Consider the following 15,337-nt stretch of genomic DNA (forward strand, 5'->3'; position numbering starts at 1 on the left):
TTCTTATTTTTGGGTTTGCTGCACGCAGCGGGCCACGATGGATTATATTCTCAAGCAGGAGAAAAACATGTTTTACTGGATTTTATTAGCGCTGGCTATTATCGCTGAAATTACCGGCACGCTGTCTATGAAGTGGGCAAGCGTCAGCGATGGCAACACCGGTTTTATTTTGATGCTGGTGATGATTTCACTGTCTTATATTTTCCTCTCGTTTGCAGTGAAAAAAATTGCGCTGGGCGTCGCGTATGCCCTGTGGGAGGGGATCGGTATTTTGTTGATTACGCTGTTCAGCGTGCTGATATTTGACGAAACATTAACAACAATGAAGGTCGCCGGTTTAACGACGCTGGTCGCGGGTATTGTGCTGATTAAGTCCGGTACCCGTAAACCTGGCAAACAGCAGAAGGAGCAGAACCATGCAACAGTTTGAGTGGGTTCATGCGGCCTGGCTGGGGTTCGCCATCGTGCTTGAGATCCTGGCGAACGTTCTGCTGAAATTCTCCGATGGTTTTCGTCGTAAATTCTACGGCCTGATGTCAATTGCGGCGGTTCTGGGGGCGTTCAGCGCGCTGTCCCAGGCGGTAAAAGGTATCGATCTTTCGGTCGCCTATGCGTTGTGGGGCGGTTTTGGTATCGCCGCCACGCTGGCTGCAGGCTGGGTGCTCTTCGGCCAGCGCTTAAATAACAAGGGCTGGATGGGGCTCATCCTGCTTCTTGCCGGCATGATCATGATAAAACTCGCCTGACGGTCATAAAGCCATCCTTTACAGGCAGCGAAATTCGCTGCCTGTATTACGCTTAGAAAAGCAAAACATGAAGAGGATGGCTGATGTATCGCACATTAAGCTGGCGCAATATTCCCAATGCGAGAACGTTGTTTGCCATGGTCTTTATGGCGGGCATCGGCTTAATCATTTCCGTCGTCGCACTCCTCTATCTTTCCCTGAATCTTATCAGCACCAAAACCAATGAAATTGATGAACACCGCACGGCGCTTTCCGTGCAGGGGGCTATTCAGACATCGGTTAACCGCGTCTCATCTCTGGTGCTTGACAACGCCGTCTGGGACGATGCTGTGCGGGAAGCCTACCGTCCCACGCTTAATACCGACTGGCTCTACGACTCCTGGGGCACCGGCTTTAAAATTAATAACCTCTATGACGGCACCTTCGTGCTGGATGAACATTTCAACGTCCTCTGGGGATCGTTTAAAAGTCAGCCTTTTCAGGAGACGAATCTCGATTTTTTCGGTAAGGGGCTGAAAGCCCTTATTGCTCAGCACGCGCGCGCCTTATCAGGCGATAAAAATATCTATGCCGGGATCAGCAAAACGCGAAGCGGCGTTGCCTTTGTGGGCATTGGGCTGATTCGCCCAATGGTCGGAAGATTACAGGTTACCGACGGAACGCGCCGCTATCTGGTGATTACCCGTCATCTGAACGCCAGAATCTTATCCGACCTGGGGGCGACCTTTCAGATCGATAACCTTCACTTTACGCCCGATAAAGTTAACGAGATGAGTATGCCGCTGCGCAGTTCGGCTGGGGAGCTGCTGGGCTATCTGAACTGGCAGGCGCGGCTTCCAGGGGCGCAGGCCGCCCGGGCGGCATCCTCTGATATCACGCAGATTGTTGTGCTGGCATCGGCTCTGATCCTGCTCTTTATTCTGGTGAGCAGCGTGGGGCTGTACAAGCTTGCGCGAGGAGAAAGCCAGGCACGTCTGGTGGCCAGAACGGACTGGTTAAGCCATCTGCCGAACCGGCGAGCGCTTATCGAGGCGCTGGATCGGGTGAGCTTACGCGGAGATATCGACGTCAAAAGCGTGGTGTTTATCGATCTGGATGGTTTTAAAGATGTGAATGATATCTACGGCCACAGCGTGGGGGACGATCTCATCGTGGCGATTGCGAAAACGCTGAGTGAACGGGTGCCGCCGGGCGGGATGCTGGCCCGCATGGGCGGGGATGAGTTTGCCATGACAATCGGCGGTGATGATGCAGAGGCCCGAGCCACCGCGTTTGCCGTTTCGGTGCTGGATTACCTCGCCACCCCGGTTCAGCTGGGGGAACGCACGATCCATATCGGGGCCAGCATCGGTATCGCCAGCGGAACTCTGATTGAATGCACCAGCTCAGAACTGTTTCGCCGCGCCGATATTGCCATGTATCACGCCAAAATGAGTGGGAAAGGGCGGATTACCCACTACGATGCGGAGCTGAACAGCGTCCGGGAACGCAAGCTGGCGATTGAAAATCAGATCCGTAGCGGTCTGGAGCGCGATGAGTTTGAGGTCTGGTATCAGCCGATCGTTGACGCCCGCACTCAGACAATGAGCAGCGTCGAAGCGTTGGTCCGCTGGCCGCGTCGCCCGGAAGGGCCGCTGGGCCCGGATACCTTCATCGCCATCGCGGAGACCAGCGGTCTGATTTACAAACTGGGCCAGTTTGTGTTGCAGCGCGCCTGTCAGGATCTCCAGCCATACGGTGACTTAAAGCTTTCCGTTAATATCTCTCCCGCGCAATTTCGCGATCCCGCCTTCGAAGACAAAGTGGCCAGCGTGCTGGAGAGTACCCGTTTCCCGGCCCACCGGCTGCAGCTTGAGGTAACGGAGAGCTATGTGCTGGAAAATCCGGATCGTGCCCGCATGGCAATAGCCAATCTTAAAGCGCTGGGTACCGCGGTGGCGCTGGATGACTTTGGCACCGGCTATTCCAGCATTGGCTATTTGCGGCGTTTTAACTTCGACACCATCAAGATCGATAAATCCCTGGCCGGGCTGGTGGACAACGATGAACAGGCAGCCGCGCTGGTGAGCGGCACGGTGCGGATCGCCAACGCGCTGGGGATGGCGGTGGTCGCCGAAGGGGTGGAAACCGAGAAGCAAATGAAACTGCTGCGGCTGGCTGGCTGCGATCAACTGCAGGGTTTTTGGTTCAGCCAGCCGATGCCGATTGAGTCAATCAGGGCACTACATCAGGTCAGACGATGCTGATTTATTGCTGTGCCAGCGCTTCCAGCTTGTCGCGAAAACCGGTCACGGACAAGGCCCGGTTATCTGCGCGCCAGCGATCTTTCGCCGCCGGTGCAGAGCTCTGCACGCCAATCAACTGCCAGCCGTTATCTGTTTTCAGCATTAGCGGTGAGCCACTGTCACCCGGCAACGTATCGCACTGGTGCGAAAGTACGCTGTTTTGCGCCCAGCCCGTCACAATACAGTCGGTGTGGGTGTAAAGCGTATCCAGATGGTCGACAGGATAGCCGGACTGCGTCACCTTTCGGTCAGCGGCTTTCAGGGCGGCGGTGAGTGCGTCTTTGTCGCCGTCAAATAACGGCAGCGGCGTAATGCCGGAAGGGGGGTAGCGCAAAACGATCAGGCCAAAGTCCCATGAGGCGGCCGCCGGTGGCACGATCCAGCCGTCACCATCCGGCTTCAGGCGTTTGCCGAGAGACGGATCGACACGGCCTTCAATACCGTGGATTTCATAGCGCCAGGTCCCTTTTTGCGACACAAACCGCAAGGCCACCGCTTTATCCGGCTTGCCGTTTGGCGGCGTTAACAGACAGTGGCCTGCCGTCAGGGCAAGCTGAGGGGTGATCAACGTCGCAGTACATAAGTTACCGCTGGCGGTTTCCAGTTGACCTATAGCATCCCAGGGCGCCTGGGTGGGATCGGTGACGCGCGTGCGGTCGTCATGATTGAAAAAAAGCGTCTTGAGCTCTTTCGCGCTAATGGTGTCATCACCGCCATCATCCGCATGTGAGAATCCAGAAAAAAGACCAAACGTTCCCAGTAACAACACAACAGATTTACGCATATCTCACTCTGGTGGGGGGTAATTATGATTATTAAAAGTGAACCCTATGAAAATACTATAGACGGGACAGCGCTAAAGTGGGAGTAAAATCAGCGTGCTACAATCAGGAAAGATAAAAATGGCTGGCAATGAGCGCGCATAAAATAAGCAGGATCAGAATCAGCTCAAACCGATAGCGTCGCAGCATACGCCCTCCGGATAAAAAAAACGGCGCGGAACCTGTCCGGTTCAGCGCCGGTTTACCAACGTGCCCCGAAGTGCACGGTTAAGCTTGTACTCTTACGCAGCTGGCTGTGCAGCTGGTTTAGCAGCTTCGTGTTTTACTGCTTTTTTGTGATGCTTTTTAGCAGCCTGAGCTTTCTGTTCTACAGCCGGTTTGGTCGCTTTTTTGTGATGCTTTTTAGCAGCCTGAGCTTTCTGTTCTACAGCCGGTTTGGTCGCTTTTTTGTGGTGCTTTTTAGCAGCCTGAGCTTTCTGCTCTACAGCCGGTTTAGCGGCTTTATGATGTTTCTTGTGATGGACAGTTTTTGCTGGCGCCGCGGTGGTCGTTGCAGCAGGTGCCGCAGCAGCCGGTGCAGCAGTAGTTTCAGCAGCGAACGCAGCAGAAGACAGACCCATAGCAGCGGCAACAACCAGAGCTAATACTTTTTTCATGTTCATACCCTCGAATTTGGTTTTTCATTTAACCCCACTGCGGGGCCGTTGAAATAACTATATCCCTGTAAATTCGGGGTTTCCGTGAGTGATTGGTATCGGCGTGTAACCATATGTACATTGCCGGGGTCCTGCACAGACGGCTCCCTCTCCCATGAGGGGGTACGGGCTGGGGTGAGGGGGAACATACGGCTCTTTTACCTGAGGTCCCTCACCCCCGGCCAAACAGATTACAAATAACGGGAGGTCAGATGCTCGCGGAAGTAACGGATATTCAGATCTTCACCCGTCGCCTGGGTGATTAACTGCGACGTGCTGAAGCGACTGCCGTGCTGCCAGATGTTCTGGCGCAGCCACTCAAAGAGTGCGGAAAAATCGCCCTCAGCGATGGAGGCCTGCAGACCCGGAAGCGCCGTTTTCGCGGCGTGGAACAGCTGTGCGGCATACATGGCCCCCAGCGTATATGACGGGAAGTAGCCAAAACCGCCGTCGGTCCAGTGGATATCCTGCATGCAGCCGTTGCGGTAGTTGTCTTTGGTGGACAACCCGAGCCAGGCCTGCATTTTCTCGTCCCACAGGGCGGGAATATCGTCTACCCCAATCTCGCCGTTGATCAGCGCCCGCTCAATCTCATAGCGCAGCACCACGTGCGCCGGGTAGCTCACTTCGTCCGCATCGACGCGGATATAGCCCGGCTTCACGCGCTGGTTCCAGGCAATAAAGTTCTCTTCGCTGAACGCCGCCTGGCTGCCAAAACGAGCGTGCACCGCAGGGAGAAGATGTTTGAGGAAGGCTTCACTCCGTCCCAGCTGCATCTCAAAGAACAGGCTCTGCGATTCATGGATCGCGGTTGAGCGGGCCAGCGCAATCGGCTGTCCTGCCCACGCGCGCGGCAGGTTTTGTTCGTAGCGCGCGTGTCCGGTTTCGTGGATTACGCCAAACAGCGCGCTGAGCAGTTCATCCTCGTCGTAGCGCGTGGTGATGCGCACGTCTTCCGGTACGCCGCCGCAGAACGGGTGCGCACTCACGTCGAGGCGACCGCCGTTAAAATCGAAGCCGAGCATCTTCATGGCTTCCAGGCCCAGTTCACGCTGTGTTGCCGTCGGGAAGGGACCCTGCGGGGGAATAAATGACCGCTGAGCCTGTTTTTCCACCACGCTTGCCAGCAGGTCCGGCAACCAGGACTTCATGTCGGCGAACAGAACGTCCAGACGCGCGCTGGTCATGTCGGGTTCAAAAATGTCCAGCAGCGCGTCGTACGGCGTACAGCCTTTGGCTTCAGCCCGCAGGCGAGCCTCTTCGCGGCTGAGTTTAACCACCTCTTTCAGGTTGGCGGAAAAGCCCTGCCAGTCGTTGGCGGGGCGCTGAGTACGCCAGGCGTGTTCACACCTGCTGCCCGCCAGGGATTTGGCTTCCACCAGCGATTCCGGCAGCAGGGTCGCCTGCTGGTAGTGGCGCGTCATTTCGCGCAGGTTGGCCTGTTCGACGTCATTCAGATCTTCTCCTGCCGCCGCCGCTAACAGGTCGCCGACTTTTTTATCGGTCAGGAGCTGGTGCTGCAGGACGCTCATCTCTGCCAGCGCCTCGCCGCGCGCGGCGCTGCCGCCGGGCGGCATCATGGTGAACATGTCCCAGCTGGCGATGGAGGAGAGGTGCGAGAAGCGGGAGAGACGCTGGAAGGCTTTCACAAGTGACTGATAGGCTGATGTTTTTTGCAATTCTTATTTCCTCATGCCGGGGATGTGTTTCAGGGAGCATACAATGAAACCGAGCAAATTCCCCAACATTTCCCACACGGAGGAAATCTGTGCCGATCTCCTCCGTAGAAAACCGTCCCCGGCATTCCGGGAGACGGTTTTTGGTGGGCACTCAGGACTTATCGCGCATAACCTGTTGCAGGATTGCCAGCGCCTGGTTGAACTGAGCATCCGGAATGGTCAGCGGATAAAGGAAGCGGATCACGTTGCCGTACTGGCCGCAGATCAACAACAGCAGGCCCTGGGCGAGCGCCTTTTGCTGGATCGCCTGCGCAATGGCGGCCGAAGGTTCACGGCTCTCGGGATCAAAAAACTCCGCCGCGATCATCGATCCTCTTCCCCTTATCGCCACGAGCGCAGGGAAGGTGCCCTGAATCTCCTCCAGCGTGGCTTTCAGCCGATCGCCCAGCTGACGGGCGCGCGCGCACAGTGACTCGTTGTCGATAATATTCAGCACCGCGTGCGCGGCGGCCACCGCAAGCGGGTTGCCGGCATAGGTTCCCCCCAGGCCGCCGGGAGCCGGCGCGTCCATGATTTCGGCGCGGCCCACCACGCCGGACAGCGGCATTCCGCCTGCCAGGCTTTTAGCCATCGTCATCAGGTCGGGTTTGTCCGCGTAGTGTTCCATGGCAAACAGCTTACCCGTTCGGGCGAAGCCGCTCTGCACTTCGTCGGCAATCATCACGATCCCGTGCTCATCACAGATGCGGCGGATGGCGGACACCAGCTCTGGTGGGGCGACGTTGAATCCGCCTTCACCCTGGATGGGTTCAAAAATAATCGCCGCTACTTGTTTCGCCTCAATATCCGCTTTGAACAGGCGCTCTATCGCCGTGATGGCATCCTGCGTCGTGATGCCGTGCAGCTCGGAGGGATACGGCACGTGATAAACCGACCCCGGGAAGGGGCCAAATCCCAGCTTGTAAGGCGCGACCTTGCCGGTTAACGCCATGGTCATATAGGTGCGGCCGTGAAAGCCTCCCCCGAAGGCAATCACGCCCGGTCTGCCGGTGTGGGCCCGGGCGATTTTAATGGCATTTTCTACCGCTTCCGCGCCCGTTGTGAAGAACGCCGTTTTGGCCGGGCTCTGCACCGGGGCCAGCTCGTTAAGCTTTTCGGCTAATGAAACGTAGCTTTCATACGGCACAATCTGGTAGGCCGTGTGGGTGAACTGGTGAAGCTGTTTTTCCACTGCGGCCACCAGTTCAGGATGGCGATGGCCGGTGTTCAGTACCGCGATCCCGGCGGCGAAATCAATATAGTCGTTGCCTTCCACGTCGGTAAGCGTGGCATTCTCCGCCGTGCGGGCAAAGAAATCACACATTACGCCTACGCCGCGCGGGGTGGCAGAAAGTCTGCGCTGATGAAATTCCTGGTTACTCATGTCAGATACCCTTTTGTCGAAACGATCATACGCCAAGACGATCGCGCAGGCTGTAGTACGCCGCGCCCATCGCCGTAAATGGAATCCGCAGGCTGCGGCCGCCCGGGAAGGGGTAGTGCGGGAGGTTAGCAAACGCATCAAAGCGCTCGGCGTCGCCGCGCAACAGTTCCGAGATCAGCCGTCCGGCCAGGTGGGTGCAGGTCACGCCGTGGCCGCTGTAGCCCTGCATGTAATAGATGTTTTTATCCAGACGACCAAACTGCGGCATACGGGACAGGGTCAGCAGGAAGTTGCCCGTCCAGCGGTAGTCGATTTTGACGCCTGCCAGCTGAGGGAAGGTTTTCAGCAGCTTTGGCATCACCAGGCGCTCGACATCGTCCGGATCGCGCGCGCCATACACTACGCCACCGCCGTACAGCAGGCGGTTGTCGGCGGTGAGACGGTAGTAATCCAGCAGGTAGTTACAATCTTCCACGCAGTAGTTATTGGGGATCAGCGTGCGGGCGACCTCTTCCGCCAGCGGGGCGGTGGTTACAACCTGGGTGCCGCAGGGCATGCTGCGTTTTGCCAGTTCCGGTTCGATCTTATCGCCGAGATAGGCATTCCCGGCGACGATCACGTAGCGGGCCGTCACCTGGCCATGCTGCGTGCTCACCACGGCCGGGCTGGTGTGCTGAATGGCGGTCACCGGGGACTGCTCATATACCCGCCCGCCGTTCAGGCGAATGGCGTCCGCTTCACCGATCGCCAGGTTCAGCGGATGAATATGCCCACCGCTGCGGTCCAGCAGCGCGCCGGTATAGCGTTCGCTGTCGACTTCCCGGCGAATGGCGCTGGCGTCCAGCAACTCCAGCTGCGTGTTGCCGTAGCGTTCCCAGTTGGCTTTTTGCTCCTCCAGCGTCTCCAGCTGCTTATGGTTAAGCGCCACAAACAGCCCGCCGGGACGATAGTCGCACTGGATCTGATAGCGCTGGATGCGTTCCCGGATGATTTCCCCGCCTTCAAACATCATGCTCCCGAGCATTCTGGCGGCATCGGGCCCGTAGTTTTTCTCGATCACGTCGATATCGCGGCTGTAGGAGTTAACCAGCTGGCCGCCGTTGCGTCCGCTGGCGCCGAAGCCGATGCGCGCCCCTTCAAGGAGCACCACGTCATAGCCCATTTCGGCGAGATGCAGCGCGGAGGAGAGGCCGGTATAGCCGCCGCCCACCACGCACACGTCACAGCTGATCGACTCGTTAAGCGTCGGGAAGGGTTCGTAAGCGTTCGCGCTGGCCGCGTAGTAGCTGGTGGTATGTTCGGTCATGATTGAGGCTCCAGGGCAATCCAGATGGTTTTCAGTTCGGTAAATTTTTCCAGCGCGTGCAGGGACTTATCGCGACCGTTGCCGCTCTGCTTATAGCCGCCAAAGGGAACGGTCATATCACCGTCGTTATAGTTATTGACGAAGACCGAGCCGGCCTTCAGGCGGCGGCTCATGCGGTGCGCGCGGGAAAGATCGCGGGTCCATACCGCCGCGCCAAGCCCGTATTCACTGTCGTTGGCCAGCGTTAAGGCTTCCTCTTCGGATTTAAAACGGGTGACGACCAGCACCGGCCCGAAAATTTCTTCCCGGCACAGCGGGGAGGCGGGGTCGATGTCGACAAAAATGGTTGGACCGACTGCGGAAGGCCATGATTGTTCCCGCCCGTCAAGCAGAAGCGTGCCTTTCCGGGTTCCCTCGCGAATGAACGTGTGGACGGTATCGGCGTGCGCAGCGTCGATGAGCATGCCCATCGTGCTGTTGGGGTCGAGCGGATCGCACGGCTGCCAGTGGCGGGCCTGCGCCTTCAGCCTCGCCAGGAAGTCATCGGCGATGCTGTCTTCGAGCAGCAGGCGGGTGCCGGCGATACAGACTTGACCCTGGTTATAAAAAATCCCGGCGGCGGTCGCGCTCACGGCCTTGTCCAGGTCCGGACAGTCGGCAAAGATAATGTTGGCGCTCTTGCCGCCAGCCTCCAGCCAGACGCGCTTCATGTTACTTTCGCCTGCGTCCTTCAACAGCTGCTTGCCGGTACGGGTAGAGCCGGTAAACGTCAGCACCTCAACCTCCGGATGCAATGCCAGCGCCTGGCCCGCTTCGTGGCCGTAACCGCTTATCACGTTCAGCACGCCGTCCGGCAGGCCCGCCTCTTTCGCCAGCCCGGCCAGCCGCAGGGCGGTGAGGGGGGATTTCTCCGACGGTTTTAATACCACGCTATTGCCCGCGATCAGCGCCGGGCCCAGCTTCCAGCAGGCCAGCAGCAGCGGGAAGTTCCAGGGGACGATGGCCGCGACAACCCCGATGGGCTCGCGCACGATCATCGCCAGCTCGCCCGGACCCGTAGGCGCCACTTCGCCGTAGACTTTATCCGCCGCTTCGGCGTACCAGCGAATGGCGCGCGCCGCGCCGGGAATATCGTCGCGCAGGCTGTGGCGGATGGGTTTACCGGTGTCCAGCGTTTCCAGTAAGGCCAGCTCTTCGCTATGGCGTTCCATCAAATTGGCGAGCTTATTTAGCACGGCCTTGCGCTGCGCCGGAGACGCCTGCGACCAGTCACCGCGCTCAAATACCTCACGCGCGGCCTGAACCGCGCGGTCCACGTCCGCCTGCTTGCCCCGGGCGACGTTCGCCAGCGTCTGCTGGGTCGCGGGATTGACGGTTGCAAACGTGGTGTTATCGGCGGCGTCACAATAGACACCGTTAATAAATAACCGGGTCTCAATGGCGCTGTTTTTTGCTTTATCCTGCCAGTAAGTCAGGTGCTGAAAATGCATATTCACTCCTTTCTTTCGCAATCAGATAAATAAAGGCATGGCCGTTTCAGGCAATACGAAACCGTGGGGCATCCCGGGAATTAACCCGTTAAATGCCGACAGCGATCGTTTTTATATTTCCCGGCGTAAGCGCGCTTACGCCGGGACTGAGTGGTAATTAGAACGTGGTGGGGGTGTGGGCACTGATAATGCGGCAGACGCCTGCCGAGGTGTTGCTGAAGCTGTGCGGTATGCCGGTATTGATGGCATAGCTTTGCCCCGCAACCAGGTGATATTGCTGGCCATTAATGGTCAGCAATATTTCACCTTCCAGTATCGTACCGATCTCCTCACCCTGATGTTTGATCCTCTCTCCGGTCGTGGTTCCAGGCTGGTAAGTTTCAAAAATCATCGCCAGCGTACGGTTCGGATTTCCGTTATGAACCAGCTTCATCGAAACTCCCTGACTGCCTATTTCGATAAGGTCTTCCTGATTAATAACCACCTGCGGTTCATCAGGTTTTTCCGGTTCCGAAAAGAATTCCGAGAGCGACAGCCCATAGACTTTCAGCAGCTTTTGCAGCGTACTGATAGCAGGACTGACTTTGTCCTGCTCAATGGTGCTGATGGCACTGTGTGTTAACCCAGACAGTTCGGCGGCACGCCGCTGCGAGAGACCCAGCTGCTGGCGGATCTCCGACAGACGTTTCCCTGGCGCCAGTCCGTCATCGCTCATAGTTGCATTTCCTTTACGGTAGTGGTCAAAGCCGTTGCTTCTCGGCAATGTGGCTTTGACAGGCGGTGATAAAACCTTCAAACAACATACGGGACAGGGCGTACTCGCTGCTGTTCCATTCGGGGTGCCATTGCACGCCGAGGGCAAAAGGGTGGTCATGAACGCTGACCGCCTCGACCAGCCCATCCGTCGAGCGGGCCTCCACGCGAAGCCGTGCTCCTAACGTTCGTGCACCTTGCCCGTGTAACGAGTTTACCCAAAATGTGTTACAGCCTGGTATTAATTGAGACAGCAGTCCTCCCTCCTGAACCTGAACTTCATGAGACGGAGCGTATTGTAGCTCAACCGGCAGTTCAGGATCTTCCCGGTGCTCGAGCAGGTCGTTCTGCTCGAACAGGCGGCGATACAGCGTCCCCCCCGTCGCAACAACCAGCTCCTGCAGCCCCCGGCAGATGGCGAAAATGGGGATGCGCCTTTCGAGCGCGGCGGCAATCAGCGCCATACTCAGAAGATCTCGCCCGGGATCGGCGTTAGGCTCATCGCCGTTTTCACCATAAAGGTGCGGCTGCACGTTACTTGGGCTGCCCGGCAGGTAAATCCCGTCCAGGGTTGGGAGCAGAGCGGTGAGCAGCTCTGGCTCTGCCAGCGCATGCGGTAAGGCAATTGGTAAACCCCCCGCGTTAATAATGGCATTCAGGTACTTTTCTTGCAGGGTCTGGGTCTCATGACCCTTAAGCCTGTTTCTACACATCACCACGCCAATAACTGGCTTGTTCATTATATTTTCCATGATCGCCCTCACAAAGTGGACTAAATTTAGGCCATTTTCGCCTGATAAACGGCCTTTTCGTTCAATATTTTCTCAATCTAGCAACGGGATCTGCCTTTTGCAAACTTAATTTAACATTTGACAAACAATTTATTTGCATACAGATTCGATAGGGTGGACATTATATTTGACAGTCCAGAGCAGCGAACGCAAATCCCAAAAACGGTGGTAAATCATGGAAACCAATATCGTAGAAGTTGAGAACTTTGTGCAGCACACGGATGAGAGGCGGGGCAGCGCCTTTACGCAGGAAGTGAAGCGCTATTTAGAAAAGTATCCTGACACCCAGTTTATTGATGTCCTCCTGACCGACCTGAACGGCTGTTTTCGCGGCAAGCGCATCCCGGTTGCCGGACTGAGCAAACTTGAAAAAGGCTGCTATTTCCCGGCATCGGTTTTCGCCATGGACATTTTGGGTAACGTCGTGGAAGAGGCGGGCCTGGGACAGGAGCTCGGCGAGCCGGACTGTATCTGCGTGCCGGTACCGGGCACCCTGACGCCGTCCGCCGCCGACCCGGAATACATTGGTCAGGTGCAGCTCACCATGGTCGATGAAGATGGCGCTCCCTTTGACGTTGAGCCGCGGAACGTACTCAACCGACTCTGGCAGCAGCTGCGCCAGCGCGGCCTGTTCCCCGTGGTAGCGGTAGAGCTGGAGTTCTATTTACTTGACCGTAAACGCGATGCCGACGGCTATCTGCAGCCACCCTGCGCGCCGGGCACCGACGTGCGCAACACGCAGAGTCAGGTCTACTCGGTTGATAATCTGAACCACTTTGCTGACGTGCTGAACGACATTGACGAACTGGCGCAGCTGCAGCTGATCCCCGCCGACGGAGCAGTGGCTGAGGCCTCCCCGGGCCAGTTTGAGATAAATCTGCACCATACGGAAAACGTGCTCGATGCCTGCGATGATGCGCTGGCGCTAAAACGTCTCGTCAGGCAGATGGCAGAAAAACATAAGATGCACGCCACGTTTATGGCAAAGCCGTATGAAGAACATGCGGGCAGCGGGATGCACATCCATATCAGCATGCAAAACAACCGAGGCGAAAACGTGCTCGCAGACGCCAGCGGCGAGGATTCCGCGCTGCTGAAACGCGCGCTGGCCGGGATGATCGACCTGATGCCTGCGTCCATGGCGCTGCTGGCACCGAACGTCAACTCCTACCGCCGTTTCCAGCCGGGAATGTACGTGCCGACGCAGGCGTCATGGGGACACAATAATCGCACCGTTGCCCTGCGTATCCCCTGCGGCGATCGCCATAACCATCGGGTCGAGTACCGGGTAGCGGGCGCTGACGCGAATCCGTATCTGGTGATGGCGGCGATTTTTGCCGGCATTTTACATGGCCTGGATAACGATTTACCGCTGCAGGAAGAAGTGGAAGGCAATGGTCTGGAGCAGGACGGACTGCCGTTCCCGATCCGTCAGAGCGATGCGCTGTGGGAATTTATGCAAAACGATAACCTCCGCGAGCGGCTGGGCGAACGCTTCTGCCACGTCTATCACGCCTGCAAAAACGATGAATTACTGCAGTTTGAACGCCTGATTACCGAAACGGAAATTGAGTGGATGCTGAAAAACGCCTGATGACGTGCCCCGGTAAGGGGCCGCTTTGTTTCATCCCATACGTATCACCAAACGGCCTGCGCGGAGCCTGGCCTAACTGTTTGCTGGCACGCCAGCTATCTCCCGGGAGTCGCGTTATGGAGCGCAGGCGGCACAGGGATTTTCTTAACGACACTGTGTGACGAGGTAGGAAATGATGCAGATGTTCAACTATCCGCAGGGCGAAGGGGGCCAGTCAGGCGCCTGCTGTGAGTGCGAGCCAGAGACGGTGCGCTGGTACGATCGCGTGTGTTCTTTACAACTTCCCCCTTTGCTAAGCAGGTTTGCGTTAAGGACAGCGCGATTGCAAACCACGGTAAGCATGGGGGGGACGGTTTATGGCGACTAACACCTCTCTTGACTCGCCGGGCATGGCCGGAAGAACCCGGCTGCGCAGTTCCCTTAAGCTCTGGCAGGTGGTGATGATGGGGCTGGCTTATCTCACCCCCATGACCGTGTTTGATACCTTCGGCATTGTGTCCGGTATCAGCAACGGCCACGTGCCCGCCTCGTATCTCCTGGCGCTGGCTGGCGTCATGTTTACCGCCATCAGCTACGGCAAACTGGTACGACAGTTCCCGGAAGCAGGCTCTGCGTACACCTACACGCAGAAATCGATCGGACCCCATTTAGGTTTTATGGTCGGCTGGTCATCGCTGCTGGATTATCTCTTCCTGCCGATGATTAACGTGCTGCTGGCGAAGATCTACCTTTCCGCGCTGTTCCCTGAAGTCCCGCCGTGGGTTTGGGTGGTGGGGTTTGTAACGATCCTGACGCTGGCGAACCTCAAGAGTGTGAATCTGGTCGCCAACTTTAACACCCTGTTTGTGCTGGTGCAGATCGCCATCATGGTGGTGTTTGTCATACTCGTGGTGCACGGTCTGCACAAGGGGGAGGGCGTCGGCACCGTCTGGTCGCTCCAGCCGTTTATCAGCGAGAACGCACATCTGATCCCGATTATTACCGGCGCGACTATCGTCTGCTTCTCTTTCCTCGGCTTTGACGCGGTCACCACGCTGTCGGAAGAGACGCCAAACGCGGCGCGGGTGATCCCTAAAGCGATTTTCCTCACCGCTCTGTATGGCGGGCTGATATTCATTGTTGCCTCGTTTTTCATGCAACTCTTTTTCCCGACGATCGCGCGCTTCAAGAACCCGGACGCCGCGCTGCCGGAAATAGCGCTGTACGTGGGCGGCAAGCTCTTCCAGTCGGTGTTTCTGTGTACCACGTTTGTGAATACGCTCGCTTCAGGCCTGGCCTCGCACGCCAGCGTCTCGCGCTTACTGTATGTGATGGGGCGTGACAACGTGTTTCCGGAGCGGGTGTTTGGCTACGTGCATCCGAAATGGCGTACGCCGGCCCTGAACGTCATTATGGTTGGGATAGTGGCGCTGTCGGCCCTGTACTTCGATCTCGTGACCGCGACGGCGCTGATCAATTTTGGCGCGCTGGTGGCGTTTACGTTTGTTAATCTCTCGGTGTACAACCATTTCTGGCGGCGTAAGGGGCTGAACAAAACGTGGAAAGATCGTTTCCACTATCTCCTGCTGCCGCTCATCGGTGCCGTCACGGTCGGCGTGCTGTGGATAAACCTCGAAGCGACGTCCCTGACGCTTGGCCTCATCTGGGCGGCACTGGGGATCCTTTACCTGACGTGGCTCACGCGCCGTTTCCGCAAACCGCCTCCGCAGTTTGAAGCCGGTAAGATAGAGCAGGCCTGGGATTCCTGAACGTGAAACGGCACCAGTACGCTGGTGCCGTTTTTGTGGATGGCG

The 15,337-nt window shown here is 57.3% G+C and carries 14 protein-coding genes; 6 read left to right on the forward strand and 8 right to left on the reverse strand.

Annotated elements, in window-relative coordinates; all coding sequences use genetic code 11:
• Positions 1 to 67: 67 nt before the first annotated feature.
• The 3 genes from mdtJ to PUP35_RS09550 all read left to right on the forward strand — a co-directional run bounded on the left by mdtJ (position 68) and on the right by PUP35_RS09550 (position 2,992).
• Positions 68 to 430, forward strand: coding sequence for a multidrug/spermidine efflux SMR transporter subunit MdtJ (gene mdtJ / locus PUP35_RS09540; protein ID WP_029739354.1), 363 nt, complete (start codon positions 68 to 70; stop codon positions 428 to 430).
• Positions 417 to 746: a multidrug/spermidine efflux SMR transporter subunit MdtI gene (gene mdtI, locus PUP35_RS09545; RefSeq protein ID WP_045910373.1), complete on the forward strand. Its 330-nt coding sequence runs from the start codon at positions 417 to 419 to the stop codon at positions 744 to 746. Before mdtJ ends, mdtI begins: the two co-directional genes overlap by 14 nt.
• Before the next feature lie 83 nt (positions 747 to 829).
• On the forward strand, positions 830 to 2,992 hold the full coding sequence (locus PUP35_RS09550; RefSeq protein ID WP_274242999.1) for a bifunctional diguanylate cyclase/phosphodiesterase: 2,163 nt from the start codon (positions 830 to 832) through the stop codon (positions 2,990 to 2,992).
• 1 nt (position 2,993) lies between these two features.
• Here PUP35_RS09550 and PUP35_RS09555 read toward each other — a convergent pair whose 3' ends face one another.
• The 8 genes from PUP35_RS09555 to puuD form a co-directional block, all read right to left on the reverse strand.
• On the reverse strand, positions 2,994 to 3,815 hold the full coding sequence (locus tag PUP35_RS09555) for a trypsin-like serine peptidase (protein ID WP_127730589.1): 822 nt from the start codon (positions 3,813 to 3,815) through the stop codon (positions 2,994 to 2,996).
• Positions 3,816 to 4,094: 279 nt separating this feature from the next.
• On the reverse strand, positions 4,095 to 4,469 hold the full coding sequence (gene asr / locus PUP35_RS09560) for an acid resistance repetitive basic protein Asr (RefSeq protein ID WP_032668244.1): 375 nt from the start codon (positions 4,467 to 4,469) through the stop codon (positions 4,095 to 4,097).
• Positions 4,470 to 4,699: 230 nt separating this feature from the next.
• Entirely contained in the window at positions 4,700 to 6,187 is a 1,488-nt protein-coding gene (locus tag PUP35_RS09565; protein WP_274243004.1) for a carboxypeptidase M32, read from the reverse strand.
• A gap of 151 nt (positions 6,188 to 6,338) precedes the next feature.
• The gene (gene puuE, locus PUP35_RS09570; RefSeq protein WP_274243005.1) at positions 6,339 to 7,610 is read right to left on the reverse strand and encodes a 4-aminobutyrate transaminase; all 1,272 of its coding nucleotides are present in this window, start codon (positions 7,608 to 7,610) and stop codon (positions 6,339 to 6,341) included.
• A gap of 25 nt (positions 7,611 to 7,635) precedes the next feature.
• On the reverse strand, positions 7,636 to 8,916 hold the full coding sequence (locus tag PUP35_RS09575) for an NAD(P)/FAD-dependent oxidoreductase (protein ID WP_274243007.1): 1,281 nt from the start codon (positions 8,914 to 8,916) through the stop codon (positions 7,636 to 7,638).
• On the reverse strand, positions 8,913 to 10,406 hold the full coding sequence (gene puuC, locus PUP35_RS09580; RefSeq protein WP_274243009.1) for an aldehyde dehydrogenase PuuC: 1,494 nt from the start codon (positions 10,404 to 10,406) through the stop codon (positions 8,913 to 8,915). The genes PUP35_RS09575 and puuC overlap by 4 nt, the downstream gene beginning before the upstream one ends.
• A 157-nt stretch (positions 10,407 to 10,563) precedes the next feature.
• Positions 10,564 to 11,121, reverse strand: a complete 558-nt coding sequence (gene puuR, locus PUP35_RS09585) for an HTH-type transcriptional regulator PuuR (protein ID WP_111965724.1) — start codon at positions 11,119 to 11,121, stop codon at positions 10,564 to 10,566.
• 25 nt (positions 11,122 to 11,146) lie between these two features.
• Positions 11,147 to 11,911, reverse strand: a complete 765-nt coding sequence (gene puuD / locus PUP35_RS09590) for a gamma-glutamyl-gamma-aminobutyrate hydrolase (RefSeq protein WP_115876060.1) — start codon at positions 11,909 to 11,911, stop codon at positions 11,147 to 11,149.
• 214 nt (positions 11,912 to 12,125) lie between these two features.
• Here puuD and PUP35_RS09595 point away from each other — a divergent pair, with 214 nt between their 5' ends.
• The 3 genes from PUP35_RS09595 (at position 12,126) to PUP35_RS09600 (ending at position 15,292) form a co-directional block, all read left to right on the forward strand.
• Positions 12,126 to 13,544: a glutamine synthetase family protein gene (locus tag PUP35_RS09595; protein WP_048956333.1), complete on the forward strand. Its 1,419-nt coding sequence runs from the start codon at positions 12,126 to 12,128 to the stop codon at positions 13,542 to 13,544.
• A gap of 181 nt (positions 13,545 to 13,725) precedes the next feature.
• Complete coding sequence (locus PUP35_RS21985; protein ID WP_418251760.1) at positions 13,726 to 13,911, forward strand: YmjE family protein; 186 nt, start codon at positions 13,726 to 13,728, stop codon at positions 13,909 to 13,911.
• Entirely contained in the window at positions 13,901 to 15,292 is a 1,392-nt protein-coding gene (locus tag PUP35_RS09600; RefSeq protein WP_045284883.1) for an APC family permease, read from the forward strand. Before PUP35_RS21985 ends, PUP35_RS09600 begins: the two co-directional genes overlap by 11 nt.
• The last annotated feature ends 45 nt before the right edge of the window (positions 15,293 to 15,337 follow it).

Origin of the sequence: Enterobacter sp. S-33 (assembly GCF_028735835.1) — a bacterium.
In the GTDB taxonomy this organism is placed as follows: domain Bacteria; phylum Pseudomonadota; class Gammaproteobacteria; order Enterobacterales; family Enterobacteriaceae; genus Enterobacter; species Enterobacter vonholyi.

Coding starts and splice junctions, on each gene's coding strand:
- PUP35_RS09575 (WP_274243007.1), bottom strand. CDS start 8,916: ATGACCGAACATACCACCAGCTACTACGCGGCCAGCGCGAACGCTTAC.
- puuR (WP_111965724.1), bottom strand. CDS start 11,121: ATGAGCGATGACGGACTGGCGCCAGGGAAACGTCTGTCGGAGATCCGC.
- PUP35_RS09600 (WP_045284883.1), top strand. CDS start 13,901: ATGGCGACTAACACCTCTCTTGACTCGCCGGGCATGGCCGGAAGAACC.
- PUP35_RS21985 (WP_418251760.1), top strand. CDS start 13,726: ATGTTCAACTATCCGCAGGGCGAAGGGGGCCAGTCAGGCGCCTGCTGT.
- PUP35_RS09550 (WP_274242999.1), top strand. CDS start 830: ATGTATCGCACATTAAGCTGGCGCAATATTCCCAATGCGAGAACGTTG.
- mdtJ (WP_029739354.1), top strand. CDS start 68: ATGTTTTACTGGATTTTATTAGCGCTGGCTATTATCGCTGAAATTACC.
- mdtI (WP_045910373.1), top strand. CDS start 417: ATGCAACAGTTTGAGTGGGTTCATGCGGCCTGGCTGGGGTTCGCCATC.
- PUP35_RS09595 (WP_048956333.1), top strand. CDS start 12,126: ATGGAAACCAATATCGTAGAAGTTGAGAACTTTGTGCAGCACACGGAT.
- asr (WP_032668244.1), bottom strand. CDS start 4,469: ATGAAAAAAGTATTAGCTCTGGTTGTTGCCGCTGCTATGGGTCTGTCT.
- puuD (WP_115876060.1), bottom strand. CDS start 11,911: ATGGAAAATATAATGAACAAGCCAGTTATTGGCGTGGTGATGTGTAGA.
- puuC (WP_274243009.1), bottom strand. CDS start 10,406: ATGCATTTTCAGCACCTGACTTACTGGCAGGATAAAGCAAAAAACAGC.
- PUP35_RS09555 (WP_127730589.1), bottom strand. CDS start 3,815: ATGCGTAAATCTGTTGTGTTGTTACTGGGAACGTTTGGTCTTTTTTCT.
- puuE (WP_274243005.1), bottom strand. CDS start 7,610: ATGAGTAACCAGGAATTTCATCAGCGCAGACTTTCTGCCACCCCGCGC.